At 73.4% G+C, this 15,334-nt stretch carries 13 protein-coding genes; 7 read left to right on the top strand and 6 right to left on the bottom strand.

All coding sequences use genetic code 11. The features are described from left to right. Window positions 1–233 precede the first annotated feature (233 nt). Window positions 234–1,643, bottom strand: coding sequence for an NAD(P)-binding domain-containing protein (locus tag ACZ4FH_RS30015; RefSeq protein ID WP_467308828.1), 1,410 nt, complete (start codon window positions 1,641–1,643; stop codon window positions 234–236). 249 nt (window positions 1,644–1,892) lie between these two features. On the opposite strand from ACZ4FH_RS30015, the gene ACZ4FH_RS30020 reads away from it, so the two are divergent. Beyond that, a complete protein-coding gene (locus ACZ4FH_RS30020) occupies window positions 1,893–2,147 on the top strand; it encodes an ArsR/SmtB family transcription factor (protein WP_467309020.1) in 255 nt (84 codons plus the stop codon). 93 nt (window positions 2,148–2,240) lie between these two features. Here the strand turns inward: ACZ4FH_RS30020 and arsB are convergent, their stop codons facing one another. Both arsB and ACZ4FH_RS30030 read right to left on the bottom strand, forming a co-directional pair. Next, window positions 2,241–3,353: an ACR3 family arsenite efflux transporter gene (gene arsB / locus ACZ4FH_RS30025; protein ID WP_467308830.1), complete on the bottom strand. Its 1,113-nt coding sequence runs from the start codon at window positions 3,351–3,353 to the stop codon at window positions 2,241–2,243. Next, entirely contained in the window at window positions 3,350–3,658 is a 309-nt protein-coding gene (locus ACZ4FH_RS30030; protein ID WP_467308831.1) for an ArsR/SmtB family transcription factor, read from the bottom strand. The genes arsB and ACZ4FH_RS30030 overlap by 4 nt, the downstream gene beginning before the upstream one ends. Before the next feature lie 94 nt (window positions 3,659–3,752). Between ACZ4FH_RS30030 and ACZ4FH_RS30035 the strand changes: the two genes are divergently transcribed. Beyond that, window positions 3,753–4,193, top strand: coding sequence for an arsenate reductase ArsC (locus ACZ4FH_RS30035; RefSeq protein ID WP_467308833.1), 441 nt, complete (start codon window positions 3,753–3,755; stop codon window positions 4,191–4,193). Window positions 4,194–4,263: 70 nt separating this feature from the next. On the opposite strand, the gene ACZ4FH_RS30040 is transcribed toward ACZ4FH_RS30035, so the two are convergent. Then, on the bottom strand, window positions 4,264–6,153 hold the full coding sequence (locus ACZ4FH_RS30040; RefSeq protein WP_467308835.1) for a rhamnogalacturonan lyase: 1,890 nt from the start codon (window positions 6,151–6,153) through the stop codon (window positions 4,264–4,266). Window positions 6,154–6,344: 191 nt separating this feature from the next. On the opposite strand from ACZ4FH_RS30040, the gene ACZ4FH_RS30045 reads away from it, so the two are divergent. Together ACZ4FH_RS30045 and ACZ4FH_RS30050 are read left to right on the top strand one after the other, a co-directional pair. Next, window positions 6,345–8,417: a SpoIIE family protein phosphatase gene (locus ACZ4FH_RS30045; RefSeq protein ID WP_467308836.1), complete on the top strand. Its 2,073-nt coding sequence runs from the start codon at window positions 6,345–6,347 to the stop codon at window positions 8,415–8,417. 66 nt (window positions 8,418–8,483) lie between these two features. Continuing rightward, window positions 8,484–10,658, top strand: coding sequence for a PI-PLC domain-containing protein (locus tag ACZ4FH_RS30050; protein WP_467308837.1), 2,175 nt, complete (start codon window positions 8,484–8,486; stop codon window positions 10,656–10,658). A 19-nt stretch (window positions 10,659–10,677) separates the two neighbouring features. Here ACZ4FH_RS30050 and ACZ4FH_RS30055 read toward each other — a convergent pair whose 3' ends face one another. After that, window positions 10,678–11,295, bottom strand: a complete 618-nt coding sequence (locus ACZ4FH_RS30055) for a DUF6629 family protein (protein ID WP_467308838.1) — start codon at window positions 11,293–11,295, stop codon at window positions 10,678–10,680. Window positions 11,296–11,576: 281 nt separating this feature from the next. Here ACZ4FH_RS30055 and ACZ4FH_RS30060 point away from each other — a divergent pair, with 281 nt between their 5' ends. Then, on the top strand, window positions 11,577–12,878 hold the full coding sequence (locus ACZ4FH_RS30060; protein ID WP_467308839.1) for a pectate lyase: 1,302 nt from the start codon (window positions 11,577–11,579) through the stop codon (window positions 12,876–12,878). Between the two features lie 64 nt (window positions 12,879–12,942). On the opposite strand, the gene ACZ4FH_RS30065 is transcribed toward ACZ4FH_RS30060, so the two are convergent. Next, window positions 12,943–13,242, bottom strand: coding sequence for a DUF1876 domain-containing protein (locus ACZ4FH_RS30065; protein ID WP_467308840.1), 300 nt, complete (start codon window positions 13,240–13,242; stop codon window positions 12,943–12,945). 184 nt (window positions 13,243–13,426) lie between these two features. On the opposite strand from ACZ4FH_RS30065, the gene ACZ4FH_RS30070 reads away from it, so the two are divergent. Further along, entirely contained in the window at window positions 13,427–14,251 is an 825-nt protein-coding gene (locus ACZ4FH_RS30070) for a PP2C family protein-serine/threonine phosphatase (RefSeq protein WP_467308841.1), read from the top strand. A gap of 82 nt (window positions 14,252–14,333) precedes the next feature. Beyond that, a complete protein-coding gene (locus ACZ4FH_RS30075; protein ID WP_467308843.1) occupies window positions 14,334–15,329 on the top strand; it encodes an MASE1 domain-containing protein in 996 nt (331 codons plus the stop codon). Window positions 15,330–15,334: the final 5 nt, after the last annotated feature.

Here is a 15,334-nt window from a genome sequence, read left to right on the forward strand (position 1 = left end):
TTCACTTTAGCGCCGGTTCGCCCGCCGGGGCCCCCCCCCCCGCCCCCGGGGGGGTGGGGGGGGGGGGGTTGGGGGCGGGGGGGGGGGGGGGCGCGGGCGGGGGGGGGGGGGGGGGGGGGGCCCCCCCCCGCCCCTCCCCCGTTTCCCGCGGACCGGACGGGCCTACGGGGTGGTCACCGCGGGCCTCGGAGGGCGGACGAGACGGTGCCGCCCCAGCCGGTGAGCCGTGGGGTTCAGGATCCGCAGCAGCCCTCGGACGCTGCCGTGCCGGATGCGGCGGTGAGCGGTGCGGGGGTCGCGACCGGGATCCGGACGAGGGCGGGTGCCGGGGCGGCGCAGCATCCGGTGCTGTCGGCCCGGTCGGTGGCCGGGGCGTCGAAGAGTCCGGCGCCGCCGCAGACGCCGGTCTCGGGGAGGGTGAGTTCGACGCGGTCGGCCGCTTCGGTGTCGCCGGCGAGGGCGGCGGCGACGGAGCGGACCTGTTCGTAGCCGGTCATGGCGAGGAAGGTGGGAGCGCGGCCGTAGGACTTCATGCCGACGAGGTAGACGCCGGGTTCGGGGTGGGAGAGCTCCCGGTGACCGTGGGGGTAGACGGTGCCGCAGGAGTGCTGGTTGGGGTCGATCAGCGGTGCGAGTGCGACAGGTGCCTGGAGTCGTTCGTCGAGGCCGAGGCGGAGCTCGTCGAGGAAGGACAGGTCGGGGCGCAGGCCGGTCAGCACGATCACCTCGTCCACGGGGTCGAGGCGGCGGCCGTCCTCGGCGACGAGCACGAGCCGGTCTCCGGCGCGCTCGATCGCTTCGGTGCGGAATCCGGTGACGGCGTCCGCGTGGCCCTCGTCGACGGCGGCCTTCGCCGCGAGGCCCAGGGCTCCGCGGGCGGGGAGCTGGTCGGCGGCACCGCCGCCGAAGGTGGAGCCGGAGATGCCCCGGCGCAGGACCCATACCGCGTGCGTGCCGGTGGCGTCGTCGGTCCTGGCCAGGTCCGCGAGGGAGGCGAGCGCGGTGAACGCGGAGGCACCGGTGCCGACGACGGCGGTGCGCCTGCCCGCGTAGCGGGCGCGGACGGCGGGGTCCCGGAGGTCGGGGACGCGGTAGGAGATCCGGTCGGCGGCGGCCTTCTCGCCGAGGGCCGGCAGGCCGGAGGCGCCGGCGGGGCCCGGCGTGGCCCAGGTGCCGGAGGCGTCGATGACCGCGCGGGCGAGCAGCCGCTCCTCGTGGCCGTCGGCGTGGGTGACATGAACGACGAAGGGCTGGGCGGCCCGGTCGGCATCGACGATCCGGTCCCGGCCCGCGCGGGAGACCCCGGTGACGGTCGCACCGAGGCGGACCGCGTCTCCGAGGACGTCGGCCAGCGGCTGGAGGTAGCGCTCGGCCCACTCACCGCCGGTGGGAAAGGTGGCCGGGTCGGGCTTCACCCAGCCGGTCGGGGCCAGGAGCTTCTCGGCGGCCGGGTCGGTGACCTCGCCCCAGGTGGAGAACAGCCGCACGTGCGCCCACCCGCGGACCGCCGTGCCCGCCCGCGCACCGGCTTCCAGAACCAGCGGCCGAAGACCCCGGTCGACCAGGTGGGCGGCGGCGGCCAGGCCGGCCGGTCCGGCTCCGACGACCACGACGGGCAGCTGTTCGGTGGCGGTGGCATTCATGACGAGTCCCCTTGTATTTCGACGTCTGTCGATCTCCTGCGTGTTTCAGCATGCACCCGATATCGACAGACGTCAACATAGACATTCATCGAACCAAGTCGGGCGCAGCCCTCTTGGTTCGACATGTGTCAACATAGATACATGTCGAATGCGAAGGCGCTTCCGCTGCTTCAGCCCGAGGTCGAGCCGTGCTGCCCGCCGCTGAACGAGCGGCCGCTGACCGCGCAGGAGGCCGAGCGGACGGCGAAGATGTTCAAGGCGCTCGGCGACCCGGTCCGCCTGCGACTGTTCTCGGCGGTCGCGTCGCACGAGGGCGGCGAGGCGTGCGTGTGCGACATCTCCGACGTCGGCGTGTCCCAGCCGACCGTCTCCCACCACCTGAAGAAGCTGAAGGAGGCCGGGCTGCTGTCCTCCGAGCGGCGCGGCACCTGGGTGTACTACCGGGTCGAGCCGGCCGTGCTGGCCGCGATGGGCGCGCTGCTGACAAAGGCATCCGCGGCCTGATGCCGCAGGGCCGCGCGGACTCCGGAACCGCGAAACCGGCAGACCCCGGCGGCGGGGCTGCCGGTTCGCGTGTGCCGCGGCCGGGGCAGCGGATCAGTCGCCCCTTCCCGGGGTGGTGAGTGCCGTGGGTGCGAACGTCTTGCGCCAGGCCAGCGCCACGTACACGAGCCCGATCAGGACCGGCACTTCGATGAGCGGGCCGACGACCCCGGACAGCGCCTGACCGGAGGTGACGCCGAACGTCGCGACGGCGACGGCGATGGCCAGCTCGAAGTTGTTGCCCGCAGCCGTGAACGCCAGGGTCGCCGTGCGGTCGTAGGCCAGCCCCAGGGACCTGCCGAGCAGGAACGTGCCGAAGAACATGACGGCGAAGTAGACGAGCAGCGGCAGCGCGATCCGGACCACGTCCAGCGGCTGCGAGGTGATCGTCCTTCCCTGCAGGGCGAACAGGACGACGATCGTGAACAGCAGCCCGTACAGGGCCCAGGGCCCGACCCTCGGCAGGAACGCGGTCTCGTAGCCCTCCCGGCCCATCCGCCGCTCCCCGATACGGCGGGTGAGGAACCCGGCCAGCAGCGGGACGCCGAGGAACACGATCACGTTGACGGCGATGTGCCACACGGAGACGTCCAGGCCCTGGCCGTCCCCGAGGCTCAGCCACCTCGGCAGCAGATCGAGGTAGAACCAGCCGAGCAGACCGAAAGCGATCACCTGGAACACACTGTTCAGGGCAACCAGCACGGCGGCCGCCTCGCGGTCGCCGCACGCCAGGTCGTTCCAGATGATGACCATGGCGATGCAGCGGGCCAGGCCGACGACGATCAGACCGGTGCGGTACTCGGGCAGGTCCGGCAGGAAGATCCACGCCAGCGCGAACATGACCGCCGGGCCGACGATCCAGTTGACGACCAGCGAGGACACCATCAGCCTGCGGTCACCGGTGACGGTGTCGAGCCGGTCGTAGCGGACCTTGGCCAGCACCGGGTACATCATCACGAGCAGGCCGAGCGCGATCGGCAGCGAGACGCCGCCGACCTCGATCTTCGCCAGCGCGTCGTTCATCCCGGGAATCAGACGGCCCAGCCCCAGGCCGACGGCCATGGCCACCAGGATCCACACCGCCAGATACCGGTCGAGGGTCGAGAGCTTCCGGACGATCGAATCGTCCCCGGCCGCTCCGGCCGTGGCGGGTTCGGCGGAGGTCACGGACAGGCCCTCTTCTTCCCGGCCGCGGCACGGGCGGACTCCGCCAGCGCCGCGAACCGCTCGGACAGGCCGGCCAGAACCTCCGGGCGCAGCCGGTAGTACGTGAAGCGGCCGCACGGCTCCGTCTCCACCACTCCGGCCTCGCGCAGCACCTTCATGTGGTTGGACAGATTGGTCTGCTTGGCGCCGGTCTCCTCGACCAGATGCGTCGTGCACAACGTCTCGCGCGCCAGCAGGGTCACGATCCTCAGGCGGAGTGGATCGCCCAGCACCCGGATCACATCAGGATCGACTGAAGTCAGCATGCGCTGATACTGTCACATCACCTCCCACTGATACCAGCGACAACTGATGTGCTGGTGACCGTGTGCCGTCCCGCGACGAGAGAGAGCGACCACCATGGCCGAGGCCCGGCGCAAGCCGTCCGTCCTGTTCGTCTGCGTCCACAACGCGGGGCGGTCCCAGATGGCCGCCGCATGGCTCACCCACCTGGCCGGAGACCGCGTCGAGGTCCGCTCCGCCGGATCCAGCCCCGGACACGCCGTCAACCCGGCCGCCGTCGCCGCCATGGCCGAAGTCGGCATCGACATCTCCGCCGAAGTCCCGAAGATCCTCACCACCGACGCCGTCCGCGAGTCGGACGTCTGCATCACCATGGGCTGCGGCGACACCTGCCCCGTCTTCCCGGGCAGGCGCTACCTCGACTGGAAGCTCGACGACCCGGCCGGCCGGGGCGTCGAGGCCGTCCGTCCGATCCGCGACGCGATCAGGGCGCTGGTCGAGGAACTCCTCGCCGAGCTCGCCCCGCCGGGACCGGCAGCCGCCTCCGGCGGTTCCTGACCGGCGGTGCGGCCGGAGCAACCGGCTCCGGCCGCCTTCCTGCCGAGGCTCTCGGGACGCGTGTACGCGGCTACGGGGTGGTCACCGTGGGCCTCGGGGCCTTCGCCATGCCGGTGCCGAGGAAGAAGCCCGGGTGCGGCGGCTGGTTGTAGGCGGTGTTCTGCCAGGCCAGGGCGGTGCGGTAGGTGGTGTCGTGGAGCAGGGTGGTGATCTTCGTGTCGGTCTCGTACGGCGTGGAGTAGATCCGCAGCGCGGTGTTGTTCGTCGTCGGCCAGACGACCTCCTCGCGCCAGTCCCCGAACAGGTCGCCGGAGATCGCGGGCGTGGCCTTGGTCCCGTTGTTCGCGTGGACCGACGCGCCGGTCAGCAGCCGGGTGTCACCGCCGGTGCCGTACTTGTCGATGTGGGTGCCGTCCAGCAGTTCGCGGGTGAGGTCGCCGTCCCACCAGCACAGGAAGTTGGTGCTGGAGGGCTTGCGGCTCGCGACGACGGCGCCCTGGGGGCTGCGTACGCCGTCGGCGGCCGACGACCACGACTCGGCGCCCGCGCTGCCGGCCCAGATGTCGCCGCTGACACCGCGTCCGTTGTCGCCGCCGGCCGGTGTCGACCAGAGGATCTGTCCGGTGCGCGCGTCCGCCATCCAGGAGGACGGCTTGGATCCGTCCTCGTCGACCTTGAACTCCTCCAGACCCGCCCGTGACGGGTCCAGATCGCCGACGTGCTGGGCGTCGCCGTGGCCGTTCTTCGTGGTCCACAGCGCGTTGCCGTTGTCGTCGACGGCCATGGCCCCGTAGACGATCTCGTCCTTGCCGTCCGCGTCCACGTCGGCGACCGACAGCTGGTGGTTGCCCTGGCCGTCGTAGCCCCGGCCCTTGTTGGTCGAGCTGTTGGTGTCGAAGGTCCAGCGCCGGGTGAAGGCCCCGCCGCGCCAGTCCCAGGCCGCGACGACCGTGCGGGTGTAGTAGCCCCGGGCCATGATCAGCGAGGGGCGGGAGCCGTCCAGATAGGCGGTTCCGGCCAGGAAGCGGTCGACCCGGTTGCCGTAGCTGTCGCCCCAGGAGGAGACCGTGCCGCGGGCCGGAACGTAGTCGACGGTGCCCATGGCCGCACCGGTGCGGCCGTCGAACATCGTCAGGTACTCCGGACCGGACAGCACGTAGCCGGCCGAGTTGCGGTGGTCGGCCGAAGAGCTGCCGATCACGGTGCCCCGTCCGTCCACGGTCCCGTCCGAGGTCTTCATCGCGACCTCGGCCCGGCCGTCGCCGTCGTAGTCGTACACCTGGAACTGGGTGTAGTGGGCGCCGGAGCGGATGTTGCGGCCCAGGTCCACGCGCCAGAGCCGGGTGCCGTCCAGACGGATCCCGTCCACGATCGTGTTGCCGGTGTAGCCGGACTGGGAGTTGTCCTTGGCGTTGGTGGGCTGCCACTTCAGGACGAAGTCGAGCGCCCCGTCGCCGTCGAGGTCGCCGACCGAGACGTCGTTGGCCTCGTACGTGTACGCGACGCCGTCGGGGGTGGTGCCGCCGGCGGGCGGGCTGATCGGCACGTCCTTGTATCCGGCGCGGAACTGGATCGCGTGGACGGAGTCGCCCTGCTCCACTCCGCCGACGACGGCACGCACGGTGTAGTCGGCGGAGTTCGGGGCGCCCGCGTGGAAGTAGTTCGTCGAGCCGGTGACCGGGGAGGCGTTGACCTTGGTGCCCGCCCGGTAGACGTTGAAGGAGACGTCGTCGGCGTCGGTGGCGAGCCAGCGCCAGCTGATCAGGTTGCCGGTGTCGGTGTGGACGCTGACCAGGCCGCGGTCCAGTCTCTCGGCCTGTCGCGCGGTCGCCGCCTGCGAGGTCTGGCCGGTGACGACGAGGGCGGTGGCGGCCAGCACCCCCGCGGTGACCGCACCGAGCAGGGTGCGGGTCCGGGTGGAGCGGCGTCTGCGGGGGGAACGGGGTTGCTCAGGAGCCACGGTGCGTGCCTTCCGGAGTGGGGACGGGTGGGGTACCCCTCAGTGCCCGCCGGCCCCGGAAAGGTTGCCGCCGCGCGTCACACGGAGTTCACCCGTTCGCCGCAGCGCGGTGGCGGCCCCGCCCCGCCGGGAACAGGCTTGTGGGCCAGTGCCGCCGACAGACCGGCGGCAGAGGGTGATGGGGGTACGACGTGCCGGACACCGGTCCACGCGACCACGGGACTCCGCCGGCCGACCGCATGGCGGACGCGCTCCTGGACACCCTGTTCAGCCAGTCCGCGGTGGGCCTCCACGTCCTGGACACGGACCTGCGGGTGGAGCGGGTCAACCCCCTCACCGAGGAGATCGCCCCCGAGGAGATCGTGGGCCTGCGCTTCACGGACGCCTATGTGCTGGACGACCCGGAGGAGTCCGAGCGGCTGCTGCGCGGGGTCCTGGAGAGCGGCACCCCGCTGCTCAACACGGTGATGCGGGGACGGGTCGCCGGAAGCACCGGCCCCAGCCACAACGTGATGGTGACCGTGCACCGCCTGGACGACGCCTCCGGCCGTCCGCTGGGGCTGCTGGCGGCCGTCGTCGACGTCCACGAGCGGGAGAAGTCGCGCGCCCGGGTGGACGCGCTGGCCTCGGTCCGCCGCAACGTGGGCCATTCGCTGGACATGGAGGCGATCAGCCAGGGGTTCGTCCGCGCCCTGGTGCCGAAGTTCGCGGACTTCGCGGTGATCGAGGTGGTCGACGACGTACTGCGGGGGTCGCGCGCGCCGCTCAGCCCGGTGGGCGGCGACATCCCGCTGCGCCGGGCGGCGCAGCTGGGGGTGGACGGGGACGCCCCGGTCGGCGAGCTGCGGCGGCTGCCGGAGGGCACCCCGTCGGCGCTCACCGCCGCCGATCTGCGGCCCCGGCTGCTGCCCCTGGGTCCGGGCGTTCCCTGGCTGGCGATGGATCCGGTGACCCGGCACGTGGTCGAGGCGACCGGTGCGCACTCCCTGATCGTGGCGCCCCTGAAGCTGCACGGCGCCTTCCTCGGCCTGGTCAGCCTCTACCGGTGCACCGGCTCCGAGCCCTTCGACGAACGCGATCTCACCCTGGCCCTGACCGCGGCCGCGCACGTGGCGCTGAGCATCGAGACCTCCCGGCGCTACGCCCACGACCATGTGATCGCCTCGACGGTCCAGCGCCGGCTGCTGCCGCAGTCCGACGGGGCCCGGGTCGCCGTCGAGACGGCCCAGGTGCTGCTGCCGGGGCGCAACAGCGGCTGCTGGTTCGACACCATCGGGCTCTCCGGGGCCCGGACGGCGCTGGTCATCGGCAATGTGGCCGGGCACGGACTGCAGACCGCGATCGCGATGGGGCAGCTGCGCACGGCCGTGCACGCCCTGGCCGGGCTGGACCTGGAGCCGGACGAGGTCCTGGCCCGGCTCAACGACACGGCCGACCGGCTCGCCGAGGAGCGGCGCGCGCTCCCGCCGGGCGACGCGCTGCACCGCCAGCCGCTGACGGCGACCTGCATGTTCGCCGTCTACGACCCGCTGAGCCGGAGCTGCACGGTGGCGCGGGCGGGGCATCCGGCGCCGGTGGTCGTCGACCCCGACGGCCGCCCGGTCCCGATCGACGTCCCCGAGGGCCCGCCGCTGTTCTCCGAGGACAGCGCCCCGTTCGCCACCACCACCGTCGCGCTCGACGAGGGCAGTGTGCTGGCCTTCCTCACCGCTTCGCTGCTGACCGACGCCGACGCGGTGACGAAGGTGCGGGACGCCCTCGCCTATCCGGACCGGCCGCTCCAGGAACTGTGCGACGCGATCGTGTACAACCTGCCGCCCGGGACGCATCCGGACGGGGCCGCGCTGCTCCTCGCCCGGACGGGCGTCGTCCCGCCCGACCGGGTGGCGACCTGGGAGCTGCCGCACGACCGGACCACCCCGGCCGTGGCCCGCACCCTGGTCCGCGACCGGCTGGAGGGCTGGGGCCTGGAGGAGGCGACGGTCGAGGCGACCGAGCTGATCGTGAGCGAGCTGGTCACCAACGCGGTGCGCTACGGCACCCCGCCGCTGACGCTGCGGCTCCTGCTGGACCGCACCCTGACCTGCGAGGTCCACGACACCAGTCCGGTGGCCCCGCATCTGCGCCACGCCCGCACCGTGGACGAGGGCGGGCGCGGGCTGTTCATCGTCTCCCAGCTCGCGGCGCACTGGGGCACCCGGTACAGCTCCGACGGGAAGGCGCTCTGGACCGAGCAGGAGATCACCGACGTCGCGAGCTCCTGAGGAGCGCGCCGGCGGGGTGTCGCGCCCGGGGCACGGGCCGCGCGGACGGAGCACGAGGGGATGGCCATGGAGAACCCGCGCGGGGAGCCGCGTCTCCTGCGGGACGCGGCGTTCGTCCTGGCCGCCCTGTGCACCCTGGTCATGGCCCTGACCGCGACGGCCCGTTCCACGGTGCTCTCCCCCGCCTTCCACCGCTCGGTCCTGGACGGCGCGCACGTCTACACCCGGCTGTACGACGAGGTGCTGGTGGACCCCGAGGCGTCCGGCGTCACCCGGGACCTGCTGGCCCGGCTGCCGGTCCCGGAGGCGGTCGTCACCTCGAACATCAAGGTGGTGCTGCCGCCCGAGACCGTCCGGTACCTGGCGCACCAGCAGATCGACAGCGTGGTCGGCTATCTGCGCGGTGATGTCGGCACGCTGCGCCTGACGGTCGATCTGCGGCCGGTCGCGGCGGGGCTGGGCGAGCTGACGCAGATCTACTTCGGTGATCTGGTGGCCTCGCTCCAGGAGCGGGACGAGCCGGACTTCGCGGCGTTCTCGGCCGGTCTGAACGCGGCGCTGGCGGATCTGGTGGCCGGCCGCCGCCCGGCCGGGCTGCCGGAGCTGCCGCTCTCCGCGGCGCAGGCCGACACGGCGACGGACGCCCTGCTGAGGGCGGTGCCGGAGGCGGAGCGGGCGGCGCTGCGGCCCGAGGTCTCGGTCGCGCTGGAGGAGGGCGATGTCGCCACGGCGCTGGCCGCCGTCGCCCCGGCCGCCGTGTCGGAGCGGACCCGGGCCTCGGCGGCCGGTCTGCGGGACATGGCCGGCGACGGCACCTGGGACGTGACGCAGGCGCTGGCGGCGTCGGGCAACGGGCTGGACGCCGTCCACCGGGCGCGGGCCGTCACGCACGGGGGCCTCGGCCTCGCGGAGGCGATCGCGACCGTGCTCGGCGCGGCGTCCCTGGTGGTGCTCTGGTTCGCCTGCGCCGGGGGGACGGCGCGGCGGTCGGCGTTCCTGGGCGGGGCGCTGGTCTCGGGTGCGCTCCTGACGGCGCTCGCGGTGCTGATCGCCCGGATGGTGACCGGCGGGCGGGTGGTGGACCCGCCGGGCTCCTGGCCGCCGAGCGTGTCCGCGCTGGTGGACGACGTGCAGGGGGCCGCCTTCACCCGGATCGCGGTGACGGCGCTGGCGACGGCCCTGGTGCCGTTCGTGTGCGGGGCGCTCCTGATGGCGGGCGGACGGCTGCTGCGGACGCGGCCCCGGGCGGTGTTCACGGCGCCCCGGGTCCGGGGGCTGGCGGCCGGGGTGGGGTGCGCCGCGATCGCCGGGGTGCTCCTGGTGCCGCCGGGCGTGAACGCGGCCCCGCCGCGCGCCTGCGAGGGCGGCGTCGGGCTCTGCGCGCTGCGGTACGACGAGGTGGCGTACGTGACCTCGCACAACGCCAACGCGACCACGTACGACCGGTTCATCGGACCGCTCCAGGACCCCGGGATCACCGCGCAGCTCGACGCGGGGGCGCGGGCGCTCCAGATCGACACCTACCGCTGGGAGACGTCGGAGGAGATCACCGCGCGGCTGGCCGACTCCGATCTCACCCCCGAACAGCGGCGGCTCGTCGCCGCTGCGATCGACCGGGTCAATCCGCCGCGTCCGGGGCTGTGGCTCTGCCATGCGGTGTGCCGGGCGGGCGCGATCGAGCTGGTGCCGGCGCTGAAGGCGCTGGGCACGTGGATGCGGGAGCACCCGGACGAGGTCGTCACGCTGATCGTGCAGGACGCGATCAGCGGCGAGGACACCGCGCGGGCGTTCCGGGAGGCGGGTCTCGACGATCTGCTGCACACCCCGGACCCCGATCCGGACGCGCCGTGGCCGACGCTGGGCGCGATGGTGGACAGCGGGCGGCGGCTGGTGGTCTTCGCCGAGGAGGCGGACGGGCCCGCGCCCTGGTACCGGAACTTCTACCGGTACGGGATGGAGACGCCGTTCGCGTTCCGCTCGCCGGACGCGATGAGCTGTGTGCCGCACCGGGGCGGCACCGGCAAGCGGCTGTTCCTGCTGAACCACTTCATCACGGTGGCGGGCGGCAGCCGGCTGGACGCGGGGAAGGTCAACGCCCGCGACTGGGTGCTCGACCGGGCCCGCCGCTGCGAGCGGGAGCGGGGCCGGCCGGTGAACTTCGTGGCCGTGGACTACACGACGATCGGCGATGTGCGCGGGGCGGTGGCGGCCCTCAACGAGGAGCGGGCGGCCGGGCGGTGAGGCGGGCCGTGCGCCGGCCTCAGGCGGGAGCCGGCCGGGCGCCGGACCGGGCGAGCAGCACCACCGAGCAGACCGCCGCGAGCGCGCACCAGGTGGAGACGAACTCCGTGCGCCACAGCACCGCGCAGACCGCCGCCCCGACGCCCGCCAGGACGCCGAGGCGCACCAGCCACCGGTCGCCGGAGAGCAGCAGCGCGCCGACGGTCGCGAGGAGGTAGCCCGCCACGATCAGTCCGGGCAGCGGCAGGCCGAGCACGTATCCGACGGTGCGGCCGCGGATATGGGCCGTCACCGGCCGTGTCGCCAGGGCGTACGCGAGGACGGCGGCGGTCAGGACCCCGGCGGCCAGCGGCACGGCCTGGCGGCGGCGGGCGGCGGGCGGGACGGCGCACAGCACGCCCAGCGGGACCCAGAGCGCCAGGACCGGCAGGGCGATGACGGCCCAGGCGAGGGTGGCCGGGCCGCTGCCGCCGTCCGCGTGCCAGACCGCGGCCTCGACGATCTGGTGGGCTCCGAGGAGGAGCGGCAGGGCGGCGAGCGGGAGATCGCGCGCCCGTCGGGTGCGTGCGACACAGACGACGCCGGTCGCGGCCACCGCGGTGCCCGCGACGAGATCGGCGGTGGCGCTCCAGCACATGGCTCACCCCGTGGTTCCTCGTCTCCGCCGGCCGCGCCGGACCGCGGCCGCCGCCCCGGTCACGGTACGGCCCGCCGGCCGGGTCGCGGACTGTGACACACCCACTCCTTGACCGGTCCATGCCATTGACGTACCGTCACCGTCGTTCGCATACAAGAACTCAGGTCAGCATACGGAACGCTCTCCTCTGCCGTTCCCCTGGCCGAGGGATTGCCTGCCACCGGACCGAACCCCTCATTGGTGCCCGCGGGGAACACCGCGGGCGGTGAAAGGAATACCCAGTGCGTACCAGAAATCAGCATGCCAAACGGAGGGGCGGCCGAACAGCCGCCGCCTTCGTCGCCGGTGCCTCACTCCTCCTCGCCGGGTTCACCGCGCTCTTCGCGACCGACTCCGCGACGGCGGCCCCCGCGACCGGCTCGTACAGCCTGTCGAACGCGAACAGCGGACTGTGTCTGGAGGTCCCCGGCTCCGCGTCCTCCGACGGAGTGCAGCTCGCCCAGCGTGCGTGTTCCGGGGCCGCCGCCCAGACCTGGCAGCTCAAGGCGTCCGGCAGCGGCTACACCCTGACCGCCGCCCACAGCGGACGGTGCGCCGGGGTGCGCGACGCCTCCACGAGCGCGGGCAAGGCCGTGGAGCAGCAGGGCTGCACCGGCGGGGCCGGGCAGGTGTGGACGCTGACGCAGGTCAGCAGCGCCACGTACCAGGTCGTCAACGCCAACGGCGGCAAGTGCCTGAACGTGAAGGACAGCTCGACGGCGGCCGGCGCCCTCGTCCAGCAGAACTCCTGCGACTCGGTGACCAGCAAGCGCTGGACGTTCACCGCGGCCGGATCGACCCCGACCGACCCGCCCACGGACCCGACCGACCCGCCGACCGACCCCGGGGCCCCGCCGGCCTGGCCGAAGGCCACGAGCAGCCAGCCGCTCACCTCGACGATGAAGGTCTCCGGCAGCTACGACGGCGGTCTCAAGCGCTTCTACGGCAGTGGCGACCTGGGCAGCGGCGGACAGGACGAGGACCAGCCGGCCCTGATCGAGCTGGCGGACGGCGCCACCCTGCAGAACGTCATCCTCGGCTCCCCCGCCGCGGACGGGGTGCACTGCGCGGGCACCTGCACGCTGAAGAACGTGTGGTGGGAGGATGTCGGCGAGGACGCCGCCACCTTCCTCGGCGGCTCCTCCTCGCTGGTGCGCACGGTCGACGGCGGCGGCGCGAGGCTGGCGGACGACAAGGTCTTCCAGCACAACGGCGGCGGCACCCTCGTCATCAAGAACTTCCAGGTCGAGGACTTCGGCAAGCTCTACCGCTCCTGCGGCAACTGCTCCACCCAGTACGGACGGCACGTCCAGGTGCAGAACGTCTGGATCACCGCTCCGGGCGACACCCTGGTGGGCATCAACACCAACTACGGTGACACGGCCCGCTTCTCCGGCGTCACGATCTACGACGACGCGGACCGCGACATCGACATCTGCACCAAGTACAAGGGCGTGACCAGCGGCGAGCCCAGCAAGACCGGCACCGGCGCCGACGGCACGAACTGCATCTACTCGGGCTCCGACATCACCTACGCCGACTGACGCGGACAAGCCGTGACGCCCGTCCGCCCCGGCCACCGGGGCGGACGGGTCCGTCCTGTCCGGGTCAGGCCGTTCCGTCCGACCAGGCGTACGGCGGCGGCACGGGTTCGTCGGACGGGCCCGCGCCCGCGCGGCCGATCTCGCGGTCGGCGACGCTCATCAGCTGACCCGCGACATCGCGCATCGCGCGGCTCGCCGCCAGCTCGTCCCCGATGGTGGGCACGTCCGGGTCCTGGGGACTGCACCGGGCGATGCCGTGACCGGTGAGCTTCGCCGTTCCGGTGTCCAGCACCGCTTCCGCCTTCGTCGTTCCGTCCACCTCCGACAGATCGACGCGGACCGTCCATTCCATCGTGCGGTTCATCGCACACCTCCCGGGCCCGCTACCGGTGGGCGGGCGCCGCCGTCGTCGTACGGGTCATCTCCAGCATCCACCCAACCGGCCGCCCGCGCCCGTTCCCGGCACGGGCGGCCCCGGCTCGGCCTGCGCCGGACCCCGGTCCGAAATACGATGCTTCCTGGCGACCCCACGCACCGCGGAGCGGCCCATGAACCGGCGTCCCCGCTCGGCCAGTGCCGAGGAGCTGCTCACGACCCTCCATCGGCTGACCTCGCGCGCACGGCACGAGGTGGAGCTGCACCAGGCCCGGGTGGAACTGGCGGAAGCCCTCCAGCGCGAGATGCTGCCGCCCGAACTGCCCTCGGCACCCGGGCTGAGCACGGCCGCCCGCTACGCACCGGCCCGCAGCGGGCTCGACATCGGCGGCGACTGGTACGACGGCTTCCGGCTGCCGGACGGTGCGCTGGCCTTCGCCATCGGGGACGTCCAGGGCCATGACGTCGAGGCGGCGGCCTTCATGGGCCAGGTCCGCATCGCCATGCGCGCACTGGCGACGACGGCGGCCGATCCCGGCGAGGTCCTGCGGCAGACGAACGAACTGCTGCTCGCGGTGGACTCCGCCCTCCTGGCGACCTGCACCTTCGTCCGGCTCGATCCGCGCACCCGGGAGCTGCTGATCGCCCGCGCCGGCCATGTGGGCGCGGTCTGGGCCACGGCCGGCGGAGCCTCGGGCGTCACCGAGGACGAGGGCGGTCTGCCGCTCGGGATCCAGACCGGCGAGGACTATCCGGTCACCGCCCGCCGCCTCACCGGCGACGGGGTGTTCGTCCTGGTCACCGACGGGGTGGTGGAGGGCCCCTCGTACCCGATCGCGGAGGGGATGGAGGCGGTCGAGCGGGTGGTGCGCGCGCATGCGCGCGACGACGCGGACACGCTGGCCGACGCCGTCCTCGGCACGGCCGAGCGCACCGGGCACGAGGACGACGCCGCGGTCCTCGTGCTGCGCCACACCGGGCCCCCGGCCGCCGGCTGAGACGGCGCCGCACCACCGGGCGCGGGGCGGCGGGGGCGTGTCACGCGGCCGTCACCCCGGGCGCCGGTGTCTGATGAGAGGCGTGATCCGCAGCGAGAACAACCGCCGCCGGGCCGTGGCGTTACTCCGTGTCCTGGGTGTCGCCGGTGCCTACTACGCGGCCGGGGCCCTGGGACTGACCCGGCAGGTGATCGTCGACGGGGCGGTGATCACCCCGCTGTGGCCGCCCACCGGCATCGCGCTGGCCGCGCTGCTGCTGATGGGCGCGCGGGTCTGGCCGGGGATCGCGCTGGGCTCCCTGCTCGTGATCACGACGCTCAGCGGTTCGGTGTCGGGGTCCACCGCGTTCGTCGTCGCGGGCAACACGCTCGCCCCCTTCCTCGCGTATCTGCTGCTGCGCCGGGCCGGATTCCGCGCGGACCTGGCACGGCTGCGCGACGGCATCCTGCTGGTCTTCCTGGGGGCGCTGACCGGGATGCTGATCAGCGCGACCACCGGCACGGTGTCCCTGCTGGTGGTCGAGAAGCTGCCGCCGAGCGGATTCTGGTCGGCGTGGGCGGCGTGGTGGGCCGGGGACGTGATGGGGGTGCTGGTGGTCACCCCGCTGGTGCTGGTGCTGCGGCGGCTGCGGATGCCCCGGGCCGACGACCGCTGGGCGGAGGCGGGCGCGCTGACGGTGGTCGCGGTCGTCGGCACACTGGAGGCGACCCGCAGCCCGCTGTCGATGCTCTATCTGGTCTTCCCGATCGTCGTCTGGGCGGCCCTGCGCTTCCGGCTGGCGGGCAGCGCGCCGTGCGCGCTGCTGGTGTCGGTCCTGGCGACCGTCGCGGCCACGGACCGGGTCGGGCCGTTCGCCGGCCACACGATGGTCGAGGACATGATCAACCTGACGGTCCTGAACGGTGCCGTCGCGCTGACCGCGCTGCTGCTGGCGGCCGTCGTGACCGAGCAGCAGACGGTCCGGCGGCGGATCGAGCGCGCCTGCGAGGAACTGGCCGAACTGGTCGACCAACTGGCCCCCGGCCGGTCGGCGGCGGCCTGGCCCTCGCGGGCGGAGGACGAACGCGACAGCCGCTGACCGGG

The organism is Streptomyces sp. NPDC024555, from assembly GCF_055559335.1.